General features: G+C 76.4%; 19 protein-coding genes and 1 pseudogene. 6 read left to right on the forward strand and 14 right to left on the reverse strand.

All coding sequences use genetic code 11. The features are described 5' to 3' along the window. Positions 1-159: 159 nt before the first annotated feature. The 9 genes from BLR12_RS21335 to BLR12_RS21375 form a co-directional block, all read right to left on the reverse strand. Positions 160-768, reverse strand: a complete 609-nt coding sequence (locus BLR12_RS21335) for a Trp biosynthesis-associated membrane protein (protein ID WP_255363684.1) — start codon at positions 766-768, stop codon at positions 160-162. Continuing rightward, entirely contained in the window at positions 765-2261 is a 1497-nt protein-coding gene (locus tag BLR12_RS21340) for an anthranilate synthase component I (protein WP_091382267.1), read from the reverse strand. The genes BLR12_RS21335 and BLR12_RS21340 overlap by 4 nt, the downstream gene beginning before the upstream one ends. Next, complete coding sequence (gene hisI / locus BLR12_RS21345; protein ID WP_091382268.1) at positions 2248-2622, reverse strand: phosphoribosyl-AMP cyclohydrolase; 375 nt, start codon at positions 2620-2622, stop codon at positions 2248-2250. Before hisI ends, BLR12_RS21340 begins: the two co-directional genes overlap by 14 nt. A gap of 36 nt (positions 2623-2658) precedes the next feature. Beyond that, complete coding sequence (locus tag BLR12_RS21350; RefSeq protein ID WP_091382270.1) at positions 2659-3288, reverse strand: hypothetical protein; 630 nt, start codon at positions 3286-3288, stop codon at positions 2659-2661. Beyond that, positions 3285-4937, reverse strand: a complete 1653-nt coding sequence (locus BLR12_RS21355) for an FAD-binding dehydrogenase (protein ID WP_091382336.1) — start codon at positions 4935-4937, stop codon at positions 3285-3287. The genes BLR12_RS21350 and BLR12_RS21355 overlap by 4 nt, the downstream gene beginning before the upstream one ends. A gap of 10 nt (positions 4938-4947) precedes the next feature. Further along, positions 4948-5451 (reverse strand): hypothetical protein, encoded by a 504-nt coding sequence (locus BLR12_RS21360; protein ID WP_091382271.1) that lies wholly within the window; start codon positions 5449-5451, stop codon positions 4948-4950. A gap of 90 nt (positions 5452-5541) precedes the next feature. Then, positions 5542-5970 carry a hypothetical protein gene (locus BLR12_RS21365; protein ID WP_091382272.1) on the reverse strand — a complete coding sequence of 143 codons (429 nt, stop codon included), beginning with the start codon at positions 5968-5970 and terminating at the stop codon, positions 5542-5544. 109 nt (positions 5971-6079) lie between these two features. Beyond that, on the reverse strand, positions 6080-7906 hold the full coding sequence (locus BLR12_RS21370; protein WP_255363685.1) for an ABC transporter ATP-binding protein: 1827 nt from the start codon (positions 7904-7906) through the stop codon (positions 6080-6082). Continuing rightward, positions 7903-9678 (reverse strand): ABC transporter ATP-binding protein, encoded by a 1776-nt coding sequence (locus tag BLR12_RS21375; RefSeq protein WP_255363686.1) that lies wholly within the window; start codon positions 9676-9678, stop codon positions 7903-7905. Before BLR12_RS21375 ends, BLR12_RS21370 begins: the two co-directional genes overlap by 4 nt. 134 nt (positions 9679-9812) lie before the next feature. Between BLR12_RS21375 and BLR12_RS21380 the strand changes: the two genes are divergently transcribed. Beyond that, positions 9813-10436 carry a TIGR03085 family metal-binding protein gene (locus tag BLR12_RS21380; RefSeq protein ID WP_091382274.1) on the forward strand — a complete coding sequence of 208 codons (624 nt, stop codon included), beginning with the start codon at positions 9813-9815 and terminating at the stop codon, positions 10434-10436. A gap of 157 nt (positions 10437-10593) precedes the next feature. On the opposite strand, the gene hisF is transcribed toward BLR12_RS21380, so the two are convergent. The 4 genes from hisF to BLR12_RS21400 are packed head-to-tail and all read right to left on the reverse strand — an operon-like array spanning position 10594 to position 13072. After that, entirely contained in the window at positions 10594-11385 is a 792-nt protein-coding gene (hisF, locus tag BLR12_RS21385) for an imidazole glycerol phosphate synthase subunit HisF (RefSeq protein WP_091382275.1), read from the reverse strand. Beyond that, positions 11382-11774: a RidA family protein gene (locus BLR12_RS21390; protein ID WP_091382276.1), complete on the reverse strand. Its 393-nt coding sequence runs from the start codon at positions 11772-11774 to the stop codon at positions 11382-11384. The genes hisF and BLR12_RS21390 overlap by 4 nt, the downstream gene beginning before the upstream one ends. Continuing rightward, entirely contained in the window at positions 11771-12517 is a 747-nt protein-coding gene (priA, locus tag BLR12_RS21395) for a bifunctional 1-(5-phosphoribosyl)-5-((5-phosphoribosylamino)methylideneamino)imidazole-4-carboxamide isomerase/phosphoribosylanthranilate isomerase PriA (protein ID WP_091382278.1), read from the reverse strand. Before priA ends, BLR12_RS21390 begins: the two co-directional genes overlap by 4 nt. A 42-nt stretch (positions 12518-12559) precedes the next feature. Continuing rightward, the gene (locus tag BLR12_RS21400; protein ID WP_091382279.1) at positions 12560-13072 is read right to left on the reverse strand and encodes a DinB family protein; all 513 of its coding nucleotides are present in this window, start codon (positions 13070-13072) and stop codon (positions 12560-12562) included. Positions 13073-13139: 67 nt separating this feature from the next. On the opposite strand from BLR12_RS21400, the gene BLR12_RS21405 reads away from it, so the two are divergent. Genes BLR12_RS21405 through BLR12_RS21420 form a run of 4 tightly spaced genes read left to right on the forward strand, consistent with a single transcriptional unit; the run spans position 13140 to position 16300 of the window. Continuing rightward, positions 13140-13739: a nitroreductase family protein gene (locus BLR12_RS21405; protein ID WP_091382281.1), complete on the forward strand. Its 600-nt coding sequence runs from the start codon at positions 13140-13142 to the stop codon at positions 13737-13739. Next, entirely contained in the window at positions 13736-14461 is a 726-nt protein-coding gene (locus BLR12_RS21410; protein ID WP_176832626.1) for a sulfite exporter TauE/SafE family protein, read from the forward strand. The genes BLR12_RS21405 and BLR12_RS21410 overlap by 4 nt, the downstream gene beginning before the upstream one ends. A gap of 22 nt (positions 14462-14483) precedes the next feature. Then, positions 14484-15248, forward strand: a complete 765-nt coding sequence (locus BLR12_RS21415) for an SDR family NAD(P)-dependent oxidoreductase (protein WP_091382283.1) — start codon at positions 14484-14486, stop codon at positions 15246-15248. A gap of 14 nt (positions 15249-15262) precedes the next feature. Further along, positions 15263-16300, forward strand: coding sequence for a molybdopterin-dependent oxidoreductase (locus BLR12_RS21420; protein WP_091382285.1), 1038 nt, complete (start codon positions 15263-15265; stop codon positions 16298-16300). A gap of 22 nt (positions 16301-16322) precedes the next feature. Here the strand turns inward: BLR12_RS21420 and hisH are convergent, their stop codons facing one another. Further along, positions 16323-16961, reverse strand: a complete 639-nt coding sequence (gene hisH, locus BLR12_RS21425) for an imidazole glycerol phosphate synthase subunit HisH (RefSeq protein ID WP_091382286.1) — start codon at positions 16959-16961, stop codon at positions 16323-16325. Positions 16962-17205: 244 nt separating this feature from the next. On the opposite strand from hisH, the pseudogene BLR12_RS21430 reads away from it, so the two are divergent. Further along, positions 17206-17593: pseudogene (locus BLR12_RS21430) on the forward strand (DUF222 domain-containing protein); the annotation flags it as partial.

The following is a 17593-nucleotide window of genomic DNA, read 5'->3' on the forward strand; positions in this document are numbered from 1 at the left end:
GCTCGTCGTCCACCCACCGGGGTCCTGGGAGCACCCACGGGGTGCGGCCCCGGCCGGGACCGTATCCGTGGACCCACTCTAGAGGCGGCGCTCGCCGCCCTCCCCGCGGGGGCGGCGGACCTCCCCCGTGGGGGGTGTGGACCGCGCGGTCCCGGGTAGTCAGCGCCGTTCCGTCGGCTCCTCGGTGGGGTCCTCACCGCGGTCCAGGGCCCGCCAGGCGTCGAGCGCGCGGTCCTCGTCGCTCTGCCGGCGGGCGGGGGCGGCGACGGTCGCGGTGCGCTCGTACCGGCGGCCCATGCCCGGCCAGCCCCGGCCGCGCAGCACGGCGAGCAGGCCCGCGGCGACGGCGAGCAGACCGGCGACCAGCGCGAGCGCCGGCCAGGCGGCGGACACCGCGGTGGTGAGCGTGCTGCCCGGTGTCGCGCCGCCGACCACTCCGGCGGCCGCGGCGTCCCCGTCGGTGACCAGGGTGCGCAGGCCCGACCAGCCGAGCACTCCCCCGGCGAGCGCGGCGAGCAGGCCGACGAGCACCCGGCCGGGGCCGCGGACGGCGAGCAGCGCGACCGCCGCGGCCAGCAGCACTAGCCCGCCGGCGGGCACCAGCGGGGCCAGGTCCGACCCGGTCAGCCCCTCGGTCACCGGCGGGAACGGCGCGGGACGCACCACGGTGGCGGTGACCCAGGTCTGCCCGCCGCTGGACAGCGCCAGCCCGCCGGCTCCCGCCAGCCCGACGACGGCCGCGGCCATCTCGCGCCGCTGACCGCTCACGGCAGCTCCCGCATCCCCTCCGCCGTCGCGATCGCCGACAGCACCGCCCGCGCCTTATGCCGGGTCTCGGCCTCCTCGGTCGCCGGGTCGCTGTCGGCCACGACGCCGGCGCCGGCCTGCACGTAGGCGCGGCCCTGGTGCAGCACCGCCGTCCGGATGGCGATCGCCATGTCCAGGTCGCCGCCGGCGTCGACGTAGCCGACCGTGCCGGCGTACAGCGCCCGCCGGGTCGGCTCCAGCGACTCGATGATCTCCATCGCCCGCGGCTTGGGCGCCCCGGAGACGGTGCCCGCGGGGAAGGTCGCGTCGAACACGTCGAGGGCGTCCCACTGCGGTGCGACCTCACCGGCCACGGTCGACACCAGGTGCATGACGTGGCTGTAGTGCTCGATCCGCATGAAGTCGGGCACCTCGACCGAGCCCGGCACGCACACCCGGCCCAGGTCGTTGCGGGCCAGGTCGACCAGCATCACGTGCTCGGCGCGCTCCTTGGGGTCGGCGAGCAGGCCCTCGGCCAGCCGCACGTCCTCCTCGGGGGTCGCCCCGCGCGGGCGGGTGCCGGCGGGCGGGTGGACGACGGCCGAGCTGCCGGTCACCGTGACCAGCGCCTCCGGTGAGGAGCCGACGACGTCGAACGGCGACTCGCGGCCGGCGAAACGCAGCAGGTACATGTACGGCGAGGGGTTGGTCGCCCGCAGCACCCGGTAGAGGTCGAGCGCCTCCACCTCGGTCGCCACCTCGAAGCGCTGCGCGAGCACCACCTGGAAGGCGTCGCCGGCGCGGATGTGCTCGCGGATCCGCTCGACGCCGTCCTCGAAGACCCCGGGCGCCATGTTGCTCTGCACCGGCGGCGGCTCGGCGGTGGCGAAGGTGGCCACCCCGGACGGCCCGGCCTTGGTCAGGTCGGCGGCCATCGCGTCGAGCCGGGTGACCGCGTCGTCGTAGCCGCCGGTCCCCCTCAGCGCGTTGGCGATGAGCAGCACCGTGCCGTCGTGGTGGTCGAGCACGGCGAGGTCGGTGACCAGCACGAGCGCGAGCTCGGGCATGCCGAGGTCGTCGGTGCTGGTGACCGGCAGCCGCTCCAGGCGGCGGACGACGTCGTAGCCGAGGTAGCCGACCAGCCCACCGGTGAGCGGGGGCAGGTCGGGACGGCGCGGTGAGCGCAGCCGCCGGGACAGCGTGCGGACGGCGGCCAGCGGGTCGGCCGGGAGGTCGTCGGTGAGGCCCGGCAGCTCCTCGCCCAGCCACTGCGCCGCGCCGTCCCGCTCGCTGAGCACCCCGGCGCTGCGGACGCCGACGAAGCTGTACCGGCTCCACTGCTTGCCCTGCTCGGCGGACTCCAGCAGCACCGTGCCCGGCCGGTTGCCGGCGAGCTTGCGGTAGATCCCGACCGCGGTCTCACCGTCGGCCAGCAGCCGGCGGGTGACCGGCACCATCGGCTGGTCGAGGCCGGCGAACTCCTCCGCCGACGGGGAGGTCTCACCGAGCCGCACGGGTGACCTCCAGGGGGCGGTGGAAGCAGGACCGTTCGCCGGTGTGGCAGGCCGGGCCCTCCTGGTCGACGAGCACCAGCAGCGCGTCGCCGTCGCAGTCCAGGCGGACGTCGCGGACCCACTGGCGGTGCCCCGAGGTCTCGCCCTTCACCCAGTACTCGCGCCGGCTGCGCGACCAGTAGGTGGCCCGGCCGGTGGTCATCGAGCGGTGCAGCGCCTCGTCGTCCATCCAGGCCACCATGAGCACCTCGCCGGTGTCGTGCTGCTGGACGACGGCGGCGACCAGCCCGGCGGGGTCGCGGCGCAGGAGTGCGGCGATCTCGGGGGCCAGGGCGGACTCGGTGGCGGGGACGGCGGGCATGCGCCCGATCGTCCCACCCGCGCACCCCCGGCCGGGTCACCGGTGCGGCGTCGTCCCCCCGTCGGAGGTGCCCGCGAACCAGGCGCGGGCCGGCCGGCCGACGGCCAGGCCCAGGGCGACCGCCGGCGCCGCGGCGAGGGCCAGCACGAGGACCAGGAAGACGCCCCTCCCGGTGTCGAAGGCGGTCAGCAGGCGCACCGCCCACCAGGCGGCCAGGGCCAGCTGGAGGGCGAAGGCCCCGACGAGAGCCCACCGGGACAGCGGGCTGCGGCGGGTCAGCGCGAGGACGCCGGCGGCCACCAGGACGACGACGGAGACCAGCTGGACGGCGGCCGACGTGCCCGCCTCCGCCACCAGGGCCGCGCCGTCGGCCGGGAAGCCGGGCTGGTCCGCGGCCATCGCGAAGACCGCGACCAGCAGCTGGAGGTAGGCGGTCGCCAGCGCCACGGCGGCGGCCTGGACGAGGGCCAGCACCGCGGCGGCGACGACCTGCCCCGGCCGCTGGGGACGCCTCGGGACCGGCGGCCAGGGCTGCGGCCACGGGGACGGCGGCGGCCAGCCCGGAGCGGTCCAGTACGGCGTCGTCGTCGGCGGCGGGCCGGCGTAGGGCGCGCCGGCCTCGGTCTCCGTCGCCGGGTCCGACCAGGGGTTCGGCGGCGCGCTCACAGCGCGGAGGCCAGCGCCCGGCCCGCCGTCCGGCCGGAGAACAGGCAGCCGCCCAGGAAGGTGCCCTCCAGCGAGCGGTAGCCGTGCATGCCACCGCCGCCGAAGCCGGCGACCTCGCCCGCGGCGTAGAGCCCGGGGAAGACCTCGCCGCCGTCCCGCAGCACGCGCCCGGACAGGTCGGTCTCCAGCCCGCCGAGGGTCTTGCGGGTGATCAGGTTGAGCCGGACGGCGACCAGCGGCCCGGCCTCGGGATCGAGCAGCCGGTGCGGCGGGGCCACCCGGATCAGCTTGTCGCCGAGGTAGTTCCGGGCGCCGCGGACCGCGGTGACCTGGAGGTCCTTGGTGAACGGGTGGGCGATCTCGCGGTCGCGGGCGACGACCTCCCGCTCGACGTCGGCGAGCCGCAGCTCGGGGGTGCCGCCGGTGACGCGGTTCATGCCGGCGACCAGCTCGGGCAGCGTCCGGGCGACCACGAAGTCCTCGCCGCGGTCGAGGAAGGCCTGCACGGGCGGGGCGACGCCGGCCCTGACCCGGCCGAGCAGCAGCGTGACGTCCTTGCCGGTGAGGTCGGGGTTCTGCTCGGAGCCCGAGAGCGCGAACTCCTTCTCCACGATCTTGTGCGTGGCGACGAACCAGGTGTGCTCGTGGCCGGTCCGCCCGATGTGGGCCAGGGTGCCCAGGGTGTCGAAGCCGGGGAACAGCGGCACCGGGAGCCGCGTGCCGGTGGCGTCGAGCCACAGCGACGAGGGCCCGGGCAGGATCCGGATGCCGTGCCGCTGCCAGACCGGCGAGTGGTTGGCGATGCCCTCGGTGTAGTGCCACATCCGGTCGCGGTTGATCAGGGAGCCGCCGGCGGCCTCGGTGGCCTGCAGCATCCGGCCGTCGACGTGCGCCGGGACGCCGGACAGCAGCCGCTGCGGTGCGGGCCCGAGGCGGGCGGGCCAGTTCTGCCGGACCAGGTCGTGGTTGCCACCGATGCCACCGGAGGTGACGACGACGGCCTGGGCGCGGACCTCGAACTCGCCGACCGCCGTGCGCGAGCTCGCCTCGCCGCGCGCGACGTCGCTGGGCTCCAGCACGGTGCCGCGGACGCCGGTGACCGCGCCGCCGTTCACGACGAGCTCGTCGACGCGGTGCCGGAACAGCAGCCGCAGCACGCCCCGGTCGGCGGCGTCCCGGACCCGGCGGGCGAACGGCGCGACGATGCCCGGCCCGGTGCCCCAGACGATGTGGAAGCGCGGCACCGAGTTGCCGTGGCCGGTGGCGGTGTAGCCGCCGCGCTCGGCCCAGCCGACCACCGGGAACAAGCCGATGCCCTGCTCGCGCAGCCACGCCCGCTTCTCCCCCGCCGCGAACTGCAGGTAGGCCTCGGCCCACTGCCGCGGCCAGTGGTCCTCCGCGCGGTCGAAGCCGGCGGTGCCCAGCCAGTCCTGCCGGGCCAGCTCCAGGGAGTCGCGCACCCGCAGCCGGCGCTGCTCGGGCGAGTCGACGAGGAACAGCCCGCCGAAGGACCACCACGCCTGCCCGCCGAGGAACTGCTCGGGCTCCTGGTCGAGCAGCACCACCCGCTTGCCCGCATCGGCCAACTCCGCGGCCGCGACCAGCCCGGCCAGCCCCGCCCCCACCACCACGACGTCGGTGTCCAACACGGATCGCACGCTAGCCGTTGCGCTGCGTCCCGCGTCCCTGCTCCCGGCCTCGCGTCGCCCGGGCGGGGCCGGTCCACTCCCGGACCGGGCGGCGGACGGCGAGCAGCAGGCAGCCGACCGGGCCGACCAGCAGCAGCAGCGCCTGCCCGACCACGGCCCCGAGGCCCAGCGCGCCGAACAGCACGGCGGTGCCCAGCAGGGCGAGGGCGAGGGCGACGCTGACGACGGCCAGCAGCGCCCACGCCCGTGCCCGCCCGAGCCAGGCCAGCGCCGCGCCGCCCAGCGCCAGCACGGCCAGCACCACGGGGACGACGACGTACCAGGCCGCGGACAGCTCGGGGTCGCGGAGCAGCCAGGCCAGCCACAGGTACTCGGCGGCGACGAGGACGGCGAAGACGGCGGTGAACGGGACGAGCACCGGCCGCCCGGCCGGCGGGGACGGCGGCTGCGGGCGCGGCGCCGCCCGCGGGGAGCGCCGCGCCGCCGCCCGGTTCCGCGAGGAGGACGACGCCATGGCCGGCAGCGTAGGAGGAGGACCCCCTTGCCCCCACCACTCGCGGGCTCGTGGCGGGACCCTACGAGGGGGCCACTCGGCTGGACGTCGTCAGCCGGTGCGGCGGGGCCGCCCGGCCACCCACCGGCGCACCCGCGGGGTGGCCGCGAGCACCGCGGCCACCACCGGGGCCAGCAGGAGCAGCAGCGGCAGGACCGGGTTGCCGGCGTCCTCGGTCCGGGCGGCCGTCCAGACGACCACGCCGGCCAGGACCGCCACCGGGACCACGGCGATCACCATCGGCAGCCAGCCGCGGCGGGCGAGCAGCCAGATCGCGGCCCAGACCTGCACCAGGGGCGCGAGGACCAGCAGGTAGGCCCACGGGTCGGGGCCCGCGTCGGCGGTCAGCCCGCCGAGCGCGACGGCGATGACGGCGAGGAAGCCGGTCGGGACCGCGCCGATGAGCCCGAGGGCGGCGGAGAGGATCGCCGGCGGCGGCGTGCGCGCGTCCGGTGGGGCGCTGGGGGTGGAGGTCGTCACCCTCCGCAGGTTAGGGGCGCGGGGACCCGCCGTCGTCCCCTTCCCGCCCGGGGTCCGCCGTCGTCGCCCGGGACCCGACACCACGGGTTCCGGGCGATGACGGCGCAGGTCAGGCCGCGGGCTGGGGTTCCCCCGCCGAGGAGCGGCGCCACGAGGCGTGCAGCCGCGCGTACGGCCCCTCGGCGTCGACCAGGTCGGCGTGCGCACCGCGCTGCACGACCCGGCCGGCGTCGACGACCAGCACCTCCTCGGCCCGCTCGGCGGTGGAGAGCCGGTGGGCGATGGTGAGCGTCGTCCGACCGTCGGTGAGCCGGTCCAGCGCGTGGGTGAGCCGGCGCTCGGTGGCCGGGTCGACGGCGCTGGTGGCCTCGTCGAGCACGAGCAGGTCGGGGTCGGCGACGTAGGCCCGGGCGACGGCGACCAGCTGCCGCTCCCCCGCCGACAGCGACTCCCCGCGCTGGCCGACGCGGGTCGCCACGCCGTCGGCCAGGCCGGCCACCCAGTCGCCCAGGCCGAGCTCCTCGAAGGCGGCGGACACGTCGGCGTCGGTCAGCCCCGGGCGGCCGTAGCGCACGTTGTCGGCCACGGTCGCGTCGAACAGGAACCCGTCCTGCGGCACCATCACCACCCGCTGCCGGAGCGAGGCGAACGCCACCCGGTCCAGCGGCACCCACCCGGCAGCGTCGTCGCCCAGCAGCACGCGGCCCTCAGAGGGGTCCATCAGCCGGGTGACCAGCTTGGCGAACGTCGTCTTGCCCGATCCGGTCTCGCCGACGATCGCGACCCGGCGGCGAGGCGCGATCTCCAGGTCGACGTCCTCCAGGGCGGGGGGTGCACCCGGGGCGTACCGGAAGGTGACGTGCTCGAACCGCACGCCGAGCGGCGTGTGCGGCAGCTCCCGCGCGGTGGTCGGGTCGGCGACGGCGGGGTCGCGGACGTCGGGCTCGGTCTCCAGCACGTCGAGCACCCGGCGGAACCCGGCGATCGCGTTCTGCGCCTCGTTGAGCACCTCGCTGGCGGTCTGCACGGGGGCGACGAAGAGGGTGACGAGGAAGAGGAACGCCACGAGGGTGCCGGGGGTGAGGTCGCCGTCCAGACCGAGCAGGACGCCGGCGACGACCACCGCCACGTTGGCGACCGCGGCGACGAACTCGCCGCTGACGAAGACCGCCGCGGTGGTCCGCTGCGCCCGCACCTGCGCGCGGTAGTGGCCGTCGATGGCGCGGTCCAGGCGGGCGGCGGTGCGCTCGCGGATGCCGTAGGCGCGCACGGTGGAGGCGCCGACGACGGCCTCGGACACCGCGGCCAGCACGTCGCCGACCCGCTCGCGCACGATGCCGTAGACGACGGCCAGCCGGGCGGCGAAGAAGCGGACGGCGATCGCCAGCGGGACGAAGCAGACCAGCACCACCAGGGTGAGCTGCCACGAGTAGACGGACATGACCACCGTGGCGACGAGCAGCTGCCCGAGGCTCACCACGCCGAGCACCCCGCCCCACTGCATGAAGGTGGAGAGCTGGTCGACGTCGCTGGTCACGCGGGAGACCAGCGAGCCGCGGCGCTGCCCCTGCTGGTGCAGCACCGAGAGGTCGTGCACGTGCCGGAAGGCCTGCGTGCGCAGCCCGGCCAGCGCGGTCTCCGTCGTCCGGAACAGCCGGACGTTCATCCGGTAGACCGCCACGACGGTCAGCAGCACGACGACGGCGCAGGCCAGGACGACGTTCCGGACGAGGTCCAGGTCCGGGCCGCCGGGGCCGGCCAGGCCGCGGTCGATGACCTGCTGGACGGCGATCGGCACGACCACCCGGCCGGCGGTGGCGACCAGCGCGAGCGCGAAGGTCGCCGGCAGGCCGCGGCGGAACTCGGGCATCATCCGCAGGCCGCGGCGCAGCGTGGCGAACGCGCCCTCGCTCCGGTGCTCGACCAGCGCCGTCACGCCGCCACCTCCGTCTGCGCGTAGGCCCGCACCAGCGCGGCGTACCCGGGGACCTCGGCGAGCAGCTGCTCGTGGCTGCCGCGGGCGAGCACCTGCCCGCCCTCCAACCAGACCACCTCGTCGGCCAGCGCGATGGTGGCCTGCCGGTAGGCGACCACGACGACGGTCGAGGGCCGCTCGGCGTCCCGCAGGGCGTCGAGGATGCGGGCCTCCACGGCCGGGTCGACGGCGCTGGTCGCGTCGTCGAGCACCAGCAGCCGGGGACGGCGGACCACGGCGCGGGCCAGCGCGATCCGCTGCCGCTGCCCGCCCGAGAGCGTCGCGCCGCGCTCCCCGACCCGGGTGTCCAGGCCCTCGGGCAGCCGGCGCACGACGTCGTCCACCGCGGCGGTGGCCAGCGCGGCCCACACCTCGTCGTCGGGGACGTCCCCGCCCAGGGTGACGTTGCCGCGGACGGTGTCGTCGAACAGGAAGGTGCCCTGCGGGACGAACGCCGCCTGGGCGCTGACCTCGCCCTCGCGCAGCGCGCGCAGGTCGACCCCGTCGAGGAGCACGTCGCCGGTGGCCGGGTCGACCAGCCGGACGAGCAGCCCGGCCAGCGTCGACTTGCCCGACCCGGTCGGCCCGACGACGGCGACCGTGCTGCCGGGGGCGACGTCGAAGGTGACGCCCGACAGGGTCGGCCGCGCGGCGCCCTCGAAGCCGTAGTCGACCCCGCGCAGGCCCAGCCCCGCGCCGCCGGTGCCGGTCACCGCGGCCTCCGTGCCGTGCGGGGTCTCGCCGGTCGCGTCGAGCACCGGCGTCACGCGGTCGAAGCCGGCGAGCGCGCGCGGCAGGTCGGCGAGCACCCAGCCGATCGCGCGGATCGGCAGGGCCAGCAGGGTGAACAGGTAGGCGATGGAGACCAGGTCGCCGGCGTCGGTGGCGCCGTCGACGACGCGGGTGGCGCCGATGAGCAGGACGGCGAGCGTGCCGAGGGCGGGCAGCGCCTCCATCAGCGGGTCGAACAGCCCGCGCACCCGGCCGACCGCGACCAGCCCGTCGCGCAGCTCCTCGGCGCGGCCGGTGAACCGGCGGGTCTCGACGTCCTCCCGGCCGAGGGTCTTCACCACCAGGGCGGCGTCGAAGCTCTCGTGGGCGATCTCGCTGACCTCGGCGCGCAGCTGCTGGGCCCGCCGCATCCGCGGGCTCATGGCCTGCGAGTAGACGGCGTTGACCAGGAAGACCAGCGGGAACACCACCAGGCCGACCACCGCCAGCCACGGGTCGGTGGCCACCAGCGCGGCCACGGTGATCCCGATCATCACCACCGCGCCGCAGGCGAAGGGCAGCGGCGCGACGAAGAACCAGGCCGCCTCGACGTCGGAGTTCGCGTTGGACAGCAGCTGCCCGGTGGGGTGGCGCTGGTGCCAGGACAGCGGCAGCCGCAGGTACTGGCCGGTCACCCGGCGGCGGTACTCCGCCTGCAGCCGGTAGCCCATGACGCCCGCGAACAGCCGCCGGCCGAGGATGCCGAGGATCTTCAGGACGGCGACGCCGAGGATCGCGGCCGCGGCCAGGGTGAGCGCGCCGGCGGAGGTGACGCCGTCCCGCAGCGCCGGGAGGACGACCCGGTCGACGACCTCGCCGAGCACGTAGGCGCTGGCGACGGTCATCGCGCCGTAGAGGGTGCTGGCGAGGAAGGCCAGCGCGAACATCCCCGGCTGCTCGACGATCGCCCGCCCGACGTGGCGCATCCCTCGCCGGACGACGGCGTCTCGGCGGCGGGGCACGGGTCTCCTCGGTGGTGGTGCGGGCGGTGCCTGCGACTGTACGTAGGCGGACCGACTGGTCGCCTGCGCTTTCCGGGCCTGCTGTTTCCGGGCCTGTCCGTTTCCGGGTACGGCCCCGTCGGTAACCCCGGCCGGTGACCTCCTCTTCCCGGCCGCTGGCCCAGCGCGAGCGCACGGCGCTCGCCGACCTGCTCGAGGAGCTGGGACCGGACGCGCCCACCCGCTGCGCGGGCTGGACGACGGCGCACCTGGCCGCGCACCTCGTCACCCGCGACCGTCGTCCGGACACCACGCCGGGCTTCGCCCTCGAGGCCACGCCGATCGGCCGGCCGTTCGCCGCCTGGTCGCACTCCGTGGAAGACCGGCTGCGCACCCGCACCCGCTACGCCGACCTCGTCGCCCGCGTGCGCTCCGGGCCGCCGCGGTGGCTGCCGGCCGCGTGGCCGCCGGTGGCCGCGGTGGTCGACACCGCGGAGTACGCCATCCACCACGAGGACGTCCGCCGGGCCCAGCCGGGCTGGTCCCCTCGCGAGCTCCCGCGGTGGGACCAGGACCGGCTCTGGGGCAACGTCGTCTTCTTCGGCCGGGTCGCCGCCGGCGGTGTCCCCGGTGCCCTGGTGCTGCGCCGCGGCGACGTGCCCGGGGTGGAGCGGCGCTACGGCAGCGGGACACCGGAGACGGTGGTCGAGGGCGAGCCGCTGGAGCTGCTCCTCTGGACGAGCGGGCGGCGCGACGTCGCCCGGGTCACCACCGGCTGACGGTGTCGTGACGAGTGGGGGCCGGAGGCTCCCGCGAGGAACGACGGAGCAGCTCCGCGTGGCCCCCTTCCGGGTCCCGCCCCGAGCCTGCGAGGGGTGGGGAGAAGGGGGTCCTTCTGGGCACCTGGAGGCGGTGTCGTCCGGCAGGACGACGGTGTCACAGGGGGTGGTCGGTCTCCCGGCGGACCGGGACGCCGGCGTCGCCGAGCGCGGCCTTGACGTCGCCGATGCGCAGCTTGCCGAAGTGGAAGACCGTGGCGGCCAGGACGGCGTCCGCGCCGGCCTCGACCGCGGGCGGGAAGTCCGCGGTCTCCCCCGCGCCACCGCTGGCGATCACCGGCACGGAGACCTCTCGGCGCACCGCGCGGATCAGCTCGAGGTCGAAGCCGGCCTCGGTGCCGTCGGCGTCCATCGAGTTCAGCAGCACCTCGCCGACGCCGAGCTCGGCGGCCTGCACCACCCACTCGACGGCGTCCCGGCCGGTGCCGCGCCGTCCGCCGTGCGTGGTGATCTCGAAGCCGGAGTCGGTGACCGCGCCGTCGCGGGCGCGCCGGGCGTCCAGGGACAGCACGAGCACCTGGTTGCCGAAGCGGTCGCTGATCTCGCTGATCAGCTCGGGCCGGGCGACGGCGGCGGTGTTGACCGCGACCTTGTCCGCACCCGCGCGCAGCAGCTTGTCGACGTCGGTGACCGACCGGACGCCGCCGCCGACGGTGAGCGGGATGAACACGCTCTCCGCGGTCCGGCGCACGACGTCGTAGGTGGTCTCCCGGTCACCGGAGCTGGCGGTGATGTCGAGGAAGGTCAGCTCGTCGGCGCCCTCGGCGTCGTAGACCCGGGCCATCTCCACCGGGTCGCCGGCGTCGCGCAGGTCGACGAAGTTGACGCCCTTGACCACCCGGCCGGCGTCGACGTCCAGGCACGGGATCACCCGCACGGCGAGGCTCACGCGGGCACCTTCCGGACCGCGTCGGCCTCGATCTCCACCAGCATGGCCGGGTCGATCAGCGCGGCGACCTGCACCATCGAGGTGGCCGGGCGGACGTCGCCGAAGACCTCGCCGTGGGCGCGGCCGACCTCCTCCCAGCGGGAGATGTCGGTGACGAACATCCGCGTGCGGACGACGTCGGCGAGGGTGAAGCCGGCCCGCTCCAGCGCCTCGGCGAGGTTCGCCAGCGCCTGGCGGGTCTGCGCGCCGGCGTCCCCCGGGTGGACGACGGCGCCGTCGACGGTGGCCGTCGTGCCGCTCACCCAGGCCATGTCCCCGTGGACGACGACCCGGCTGTAGCCGACCACCGCCTCCCAGGGTGTCTCGGACCCGAAGCGCACGACGCTCACGCCAGCTCCATGCCGTTCTCCCCGGAGGCGACCCGCAGCGCCTCGGGCAGGGTGAACGCCCCGGCGTAGAGCGCCTTGCCCACGATCGCGCCCTCCACGCCGACCGGGGTCAGCCCGGCGAGCGCGCGGATGTCGTCCAGCGAGCTGACCCCGCCCGAGGCGACGACCGGGCGGGGCGTCGCGGCGCAGACCTCGCGGAGCAGGTCGAGGTTGGGCCCGCTCAGCGTGCCGTCCTTGGTGATGTCGGTGACGACGTAGCGGGCGCAGCCCTCGGCGTCGAGCCGGGCGAGGGTCTCGTAGAGCTCGCCGCCCTCCTTGGTCCAGCCGCGGGCGGCCAGCCGGGTGCCGCGGACGTCGAGGCCGACGGCGATCCGGTCGCCGTGCTCGGCGATGGCCTTCGCGCACCAGTCGGGCGACTCCAGCGCGGCGGTGCCGAGGTTGACGCGGCGGCAGCCGGTGGCCAGGGCTGCGGCCAGCGACCCGTCGTCCCGGATGCCGCCGGAGAGCTCGACGTCGACGTCCAGCTCGCCGACCACCCGGGCCAGCAGCTCGCGGTTGCTGCCGCGGCCGAAGGCGGCGTCGAGGTCGACCAGGTGCACCCACTCGGCGCCGTCCCGCTGCCACTGCAGCGCGGCGTCCAGCGGGTCGCCGTAGGAGGTCTCGCTGCCGGCCTCCCCCTGCACGAGGCGGACGGCCTGGCCGTCGGCGACGTCGACGGCGGGGAGCAGCTGCAGTTTCGGCACGCCCGACAGCGTAGGGACCCCGTGCCGGTGGCCGGCGTCACCTCAGCGGTAGCCCCTGGTGCCGTCGAGCTGCTCGCGCAGGAGGTCCAGGTGGCCGACGTGCCGGGCGGTCTCCTCGACCATGTGGCCGAGGATCCAGCGCAGGGTCAGCGTGTCGGCGCGGTACTCCGTGTTCTGCCCGAAGGCGTCCAGCGGGGTGGCGGCCGTGATCTCGCCCGAGACGGCGCACTGCCGCTCGTACTGCTCGACCAGGTCGGCCAGCGGCACGTCCGCGACGGCGAAGTCTGCATCCGCCACGTCGCCGAACTGCGGGTTGACCTCCTTCGGCCGGTCGAGCAGCAGCACCTCGAACCAACAGTGCTCGACCCAGCGCAGGTGTGAGACCAGCCCGGCGACCGTCATCCGCGGGGACGTCGGCAGCAGCACCCGGTGGGCGTCGGCGTCCGACAGGCCCGCGCACTTCAGGTGGACGACCGCGCGCTGCAGGTCCAGCCAGCCGACCAGCGAGGTGCGCTCGTCGGCGTCCCCGGGCGGGCGGGTGCGGAGAGGGGGCACCGGCCGGACGCTAGCGCGGTCCCGCGGTCCGGGCACCCGTGTTCCGGCGGGGTGACAGGGTGGCGCGGTGGAGTTCGCTGACGTCGTCCGCCGGCGGCGCATGGTGCGCGACTACGACCCGGACCGGCCGGTGCCGCCCGAGGTCCGGGAGCGGCTGCTCGAGCACGCGCTGCGCGCGCCGTCGGCCGGGTTCACCCAGGGCTGGGCGTTCCTGGTGCTGGAGGACGCCGCCGACCGCGACCTGTTCTGGTCGGTGACGACGTCGACCGGAGCGCCGGACGGCTGGCTGACCCGGATGCGGCGCGCGCCGCTGCTGGTGGTGCCGCTGTCGTCGAAGGCCGCCTACCTGGACCGGTACGCCGAGCCGGACAAGGGCTGGACCGACCGGGACGAGGCGCGCTGGCCGGTCCCGTACTGGGACGTCGACGCCGGGATGGCCGCGCTGCTGATGCTGCTCACCGCGGTCGACGAGGGGCTGGGGGCCTGCTTCTTCGGCGTCCCGGCGGAGCGGGTGGACGCGCTCCGGGAGGCGTTCGGCGTCCCGGCCACCCACCGCCCGGTCGGCGTCGTGTCGGTCGGCTACCCCGGCACCGGGGACCGCCGGTCGCCGTCCCTGCGGCGGGGCCGGCGCGGGGTCGGGGACGTCGTCCACCGCGGCCGCTGGTGACCGGGCTGGAGACCGCGCTGCTGGCCGTCGCGGTCCTGCTGGGCGCGGCCACGCAGCGGGCCACCGGCCTGGGGTTCGCGCTGGTGGCCGCCCCGTTCCTCGTGCTGCTCACCGGTCCGGCCGTCGGCGTCTCGCTGAGCAATGCGCTGTCGGCGTCGCTGTGCGCGCTGGTGCTGGCCCGCACCTGGCGCCGGGCGCTCTGGCGCGAGGTCGCCGTCCTGGCGGTGCCCGCGCTGCTGGCGATCCCGCTGGGCGTCCTCGTCGTCCGCACGCTGCCGGAGGGGCCGCTGCTGATCGCGATCGGCGCCCTGGCGGTCGGCGCCGTGGTGGTCGTCGCCCTCGGCCGGCGGCGGCAGCTGCTGCCCGGCCGGCGGTCGGCGGTGCTGGCCGGCGCGCTGGCGGGCTTCATGAACGTGACCGCCGGCGTCGGCGGGCCGATGGTGACCGCCTACGCGGTGTCGCGGAGCTGGCCGCTGCCGGTGTTCATCCCGACCGCGCAGGCGACGCTGCTGGTGGTCAACCTCGCGTCGCTCGCCGGCAAGGGCCTGCCCGCGCTCGGCCCGGTGGCCTGGACGGTGAGCGGGGTGGCGCTGGTCGCGGGGCTGGTGGCCGGTGAGCTGGTGACCCGGCGGCTGGACGCGGCCCGGGGGCTGCAGCTGGTGATCGCCGTCGCGCTGGCCGGCGGCACCGCCACGGTGGTGCGGGGTCTGGCCGAGCTGTGAGCCGCTGGTTGACTACGCGCTCGTGACCAGCAGCCCGCCGTCCCGCGCCGTCCTCGTGACCGGCGCCTCCCGCGGCATCGGCCGCGCCGTGGCCTCCGCCTTCGCCGCCGCGGGCGACCGGGTCGCCGTCCACTGGGGCACCTCCCGGGAACGCGCCGAGGCGGTGCTCGCCGGGCTGCCGGGCGACGGGCACGTGCTGGTGCAGGCCGACCTCGGCGACGCCGACGCGGTGGGCCGGATGGTCGACGAGGCGGCCGCGGCGCTGGGCGGGTTGCACGTGCTGGTGAACAACGCCGGGGTCTTCACCGCGCACCCGCCGCTGTCGGTCTCCTACGAGGAGTGGCAGGCGGCGTGGTCGCGGACGCTGGCGGTCAACCTGCTCGGCGCGGCCAACGCGACCTTCCGGGCGGTGCCGCACCTCGTCGCCGCCGGTGGGGGTGCGATCGTCAACGTCTCCAGCCGCGGGGCCTTCCGCGGGGAGCCGGACACCCCGGCGTACGGGGCGTCGAAGGCCGGGCTGAACGCGTTCGGGCAGTCGATGGCGATCGCGCTGGCCCCGCACGGCATCTCGGTGGGCACCGTGGCGCCGGGGTTCGTGCAGACCGAGATGGCCCGCGAGGTGCTCGACGGCCCGGGCGGGGACGCCGTCCGCGCGCAGTCGCCCTACGGCCGCGTGGCACGGCCGGAGGAGGTCGCCTCGGCGGTGCTCTGGCTGGCGTCCCCCGGCGCGCGGTTCTCGACCGGGACGATCGTCGACGTCAACGGGGCGTCCTACCTGCGGAGCTGACGGACACTCGGTGCGTGGCCCAGCTCCTCCCCCGTCGTGCGGGCCGGCGCACCAACGTGGGACTGCTCGCTCTGCTCCTGGTGGCCGGGGGCACCGGCGTGCTCGCCTTCGCCGTGGGCTCGCCCGGCCCGGCGCGGCTGGTCGTCGCGGCCCACGGGGCGGCCGGGCTGGGGCTGCTGCTGCTCGTCCCCTGGAAGGCCGTCGTCGTGCGGCGGGCCCGGCGGCGTCCCGGCGGCAGCGGCGGGGTCTCGCTCGGCGTCGCCACGCTGGTCACCCTGCTCACCGGCGTGCTGCACGCCGTCGGCGTCACCGGGCCGTGGTCCTGGTCGGCCGGCGTGCCGGTGCTGCACCTGCACGTGGCCGCGGGGGTGGGTACCGGTGCGCTGGTCGTCGTCCACGCGTGGGGACGGCGTCAGCGGCCGCGGGCGACCGACCTCGACCGCCGCGGGCTGCTGCGGGCCGGCGGGCTGGCCGCCGGGGCGGTGGCCCTGTGGGGCGCGGGCGAGGGCCTGCTGCGGCTGACCGGCGCACCGGGCGCCGGGCGGCGGGTCACGGGCTCCTTCGAGCGCGGCACCGACGACCCCGCCGCCATGCCGGTCACCCAGTGGATCTCCGATCCCGTGCCGGACTCCCCCGCTCCGGTGCTGGAGCTGGTCTCGGGCGGCCGCCGGGTGCGGGTGCCGATGGGTGGGCTCGACCGCGGGGACACCGTGCGCGCGGTGCTGGACTGCACCGGCGGCTGGTACGCCGCCCAGGACTGGCGCGGGGTCCGGCTCGACCGGCTGCTCGCCTCCGTCGACCTGGAGCTGCCGGCAGGCGGGAGCGTCGACGTCGTCTCGGTGACCGGGTTCCGGCGCCGGCTGCCGCTGTCCGAGGCGGGCGGGCTGCTGCTGGCGACGCACGCGGCCGGCCGGCCGCTGTCGGCCGGGCACGGCGCGCCGGTGCGGCTCGTCGTGCCCGGACGGCGGGGCTTCTGGTGGGTCAAGTGGGTGGCGCGGGTCGAGGTCGTCGACGCGCCGTGGTGGCTGCAGCCGCCGTTCCCGCTGCAGTGACCCGCGCTCAGCGCAGCGTGCGTCAGCGCAGCGTGCCGAGCCAGTTGCTGAGCAGCTGGGCGCCGGCGTCCCCGGACTTCTCCGGGTGGAACTGGGTGGCCGACAGCGCGCCGTTCTCCACGCCCGCGACGAACCGGTCGCCGTGCTCGGCCCAGGTCACCAGCGGGGCGGCCAGCGGCGACGGGGCTCCGCCGGACCCCAGCGGGAAGTCGCGCACGGCGTAGGAGTGCACGAAGTAGAAGCGCTGGTCCTCCAGGCCGGCGAACAGCACCGTGTCCTCCGGCGCCTGCACGGTGTTCCAGCCCATGTGCGGCAGCACCGGGGCCTGCAGCTGCTCGACCACGCCGGGCCACTCGCCGCAGCCCTCGGCGTCCTGGCCGTGCTCGACGCCGTGCTCGAACAGCACCTGCATGCCGACGCAGACGCCGAGCACCGGCCGGCCGCCGGCCAGTCGGCGACCGATGACCCGCGGGCCGTCGACGGCCTTGAGGCCCTGCATGCACGCCGCGAACGCACCGACCCCGGGGACGACGAGCCCGTCGGCCTCGAGGGCGGCATGCGGGTCGGCGGTCACCGTGACGTCGGCGCCGACGCGGGTCAGCGCGCGTTCGGCCGAGCGGAGGTTGCCCGAGCCGTAGTCCAGGACGACGACCTTCTTCACGCTTGCCACGATATGTGGGAGCGGTCGAGGGCCCGGCGGGATTCCCGCAGGTGGAGGTGGCGCCCGTCCCACCGCATGGTCGGGGGACGACGGAGACGCCGGGCCGAGTCCTGCATGGTCGGGAGCGCGGCATCGGCCCCAGTCGCCGTGAGGCTCGGGTCAAGGCCCCGCCCACATCTGTGGACAGGTCGCTGACCTGCGGATTCAGCTTGTCTGCTGAGGTCTGGCCCGGTACTGTTCGTACATGTGTTCGAGTGGTGGGGCTGGTGCGATCGAGGCGTTGACCTCGGCGCTGGACACCCTGGCCGCCGAGGATCTGGCTCCGTTGTTCGGCCCGGCGCTGCTGGAGCGGCTGGGTCCGCTGCTGGTGGCGCAGAACCGGATCGCCGCGGAGGTGGCCCGCACGGTGCGGGAGTGCGAGGTGTCCGGCGCCGCCGAGCACGACGGGCTCAAGACCATGGGCTCCTGGCTGCGCGGGCACGCGCACCTGTCCGATGCCCAGGCCGCGCGGGTGGTGCGGGCCGGGCGGGCGCTGGCGCACCTGCCGGGGATGGCGGCGGCGTTCGCCGCCGGTGCGGTGACCGGCGAGCAGGCCGCGGTGCTGGGCCGGGTGGCCGAGCCGGCGGCCCTGG

Source organism: Geodermatophilus sp. DSM 45219, assembly GCF_900104025.1.
In the GTDB taxonomy this organism is placed as follows: domain Bacteria; phylum Actinomycetota; class Actinomycetes; order Mycobacteriales; family Geodermatophilaceae; genus Geodermatophilus.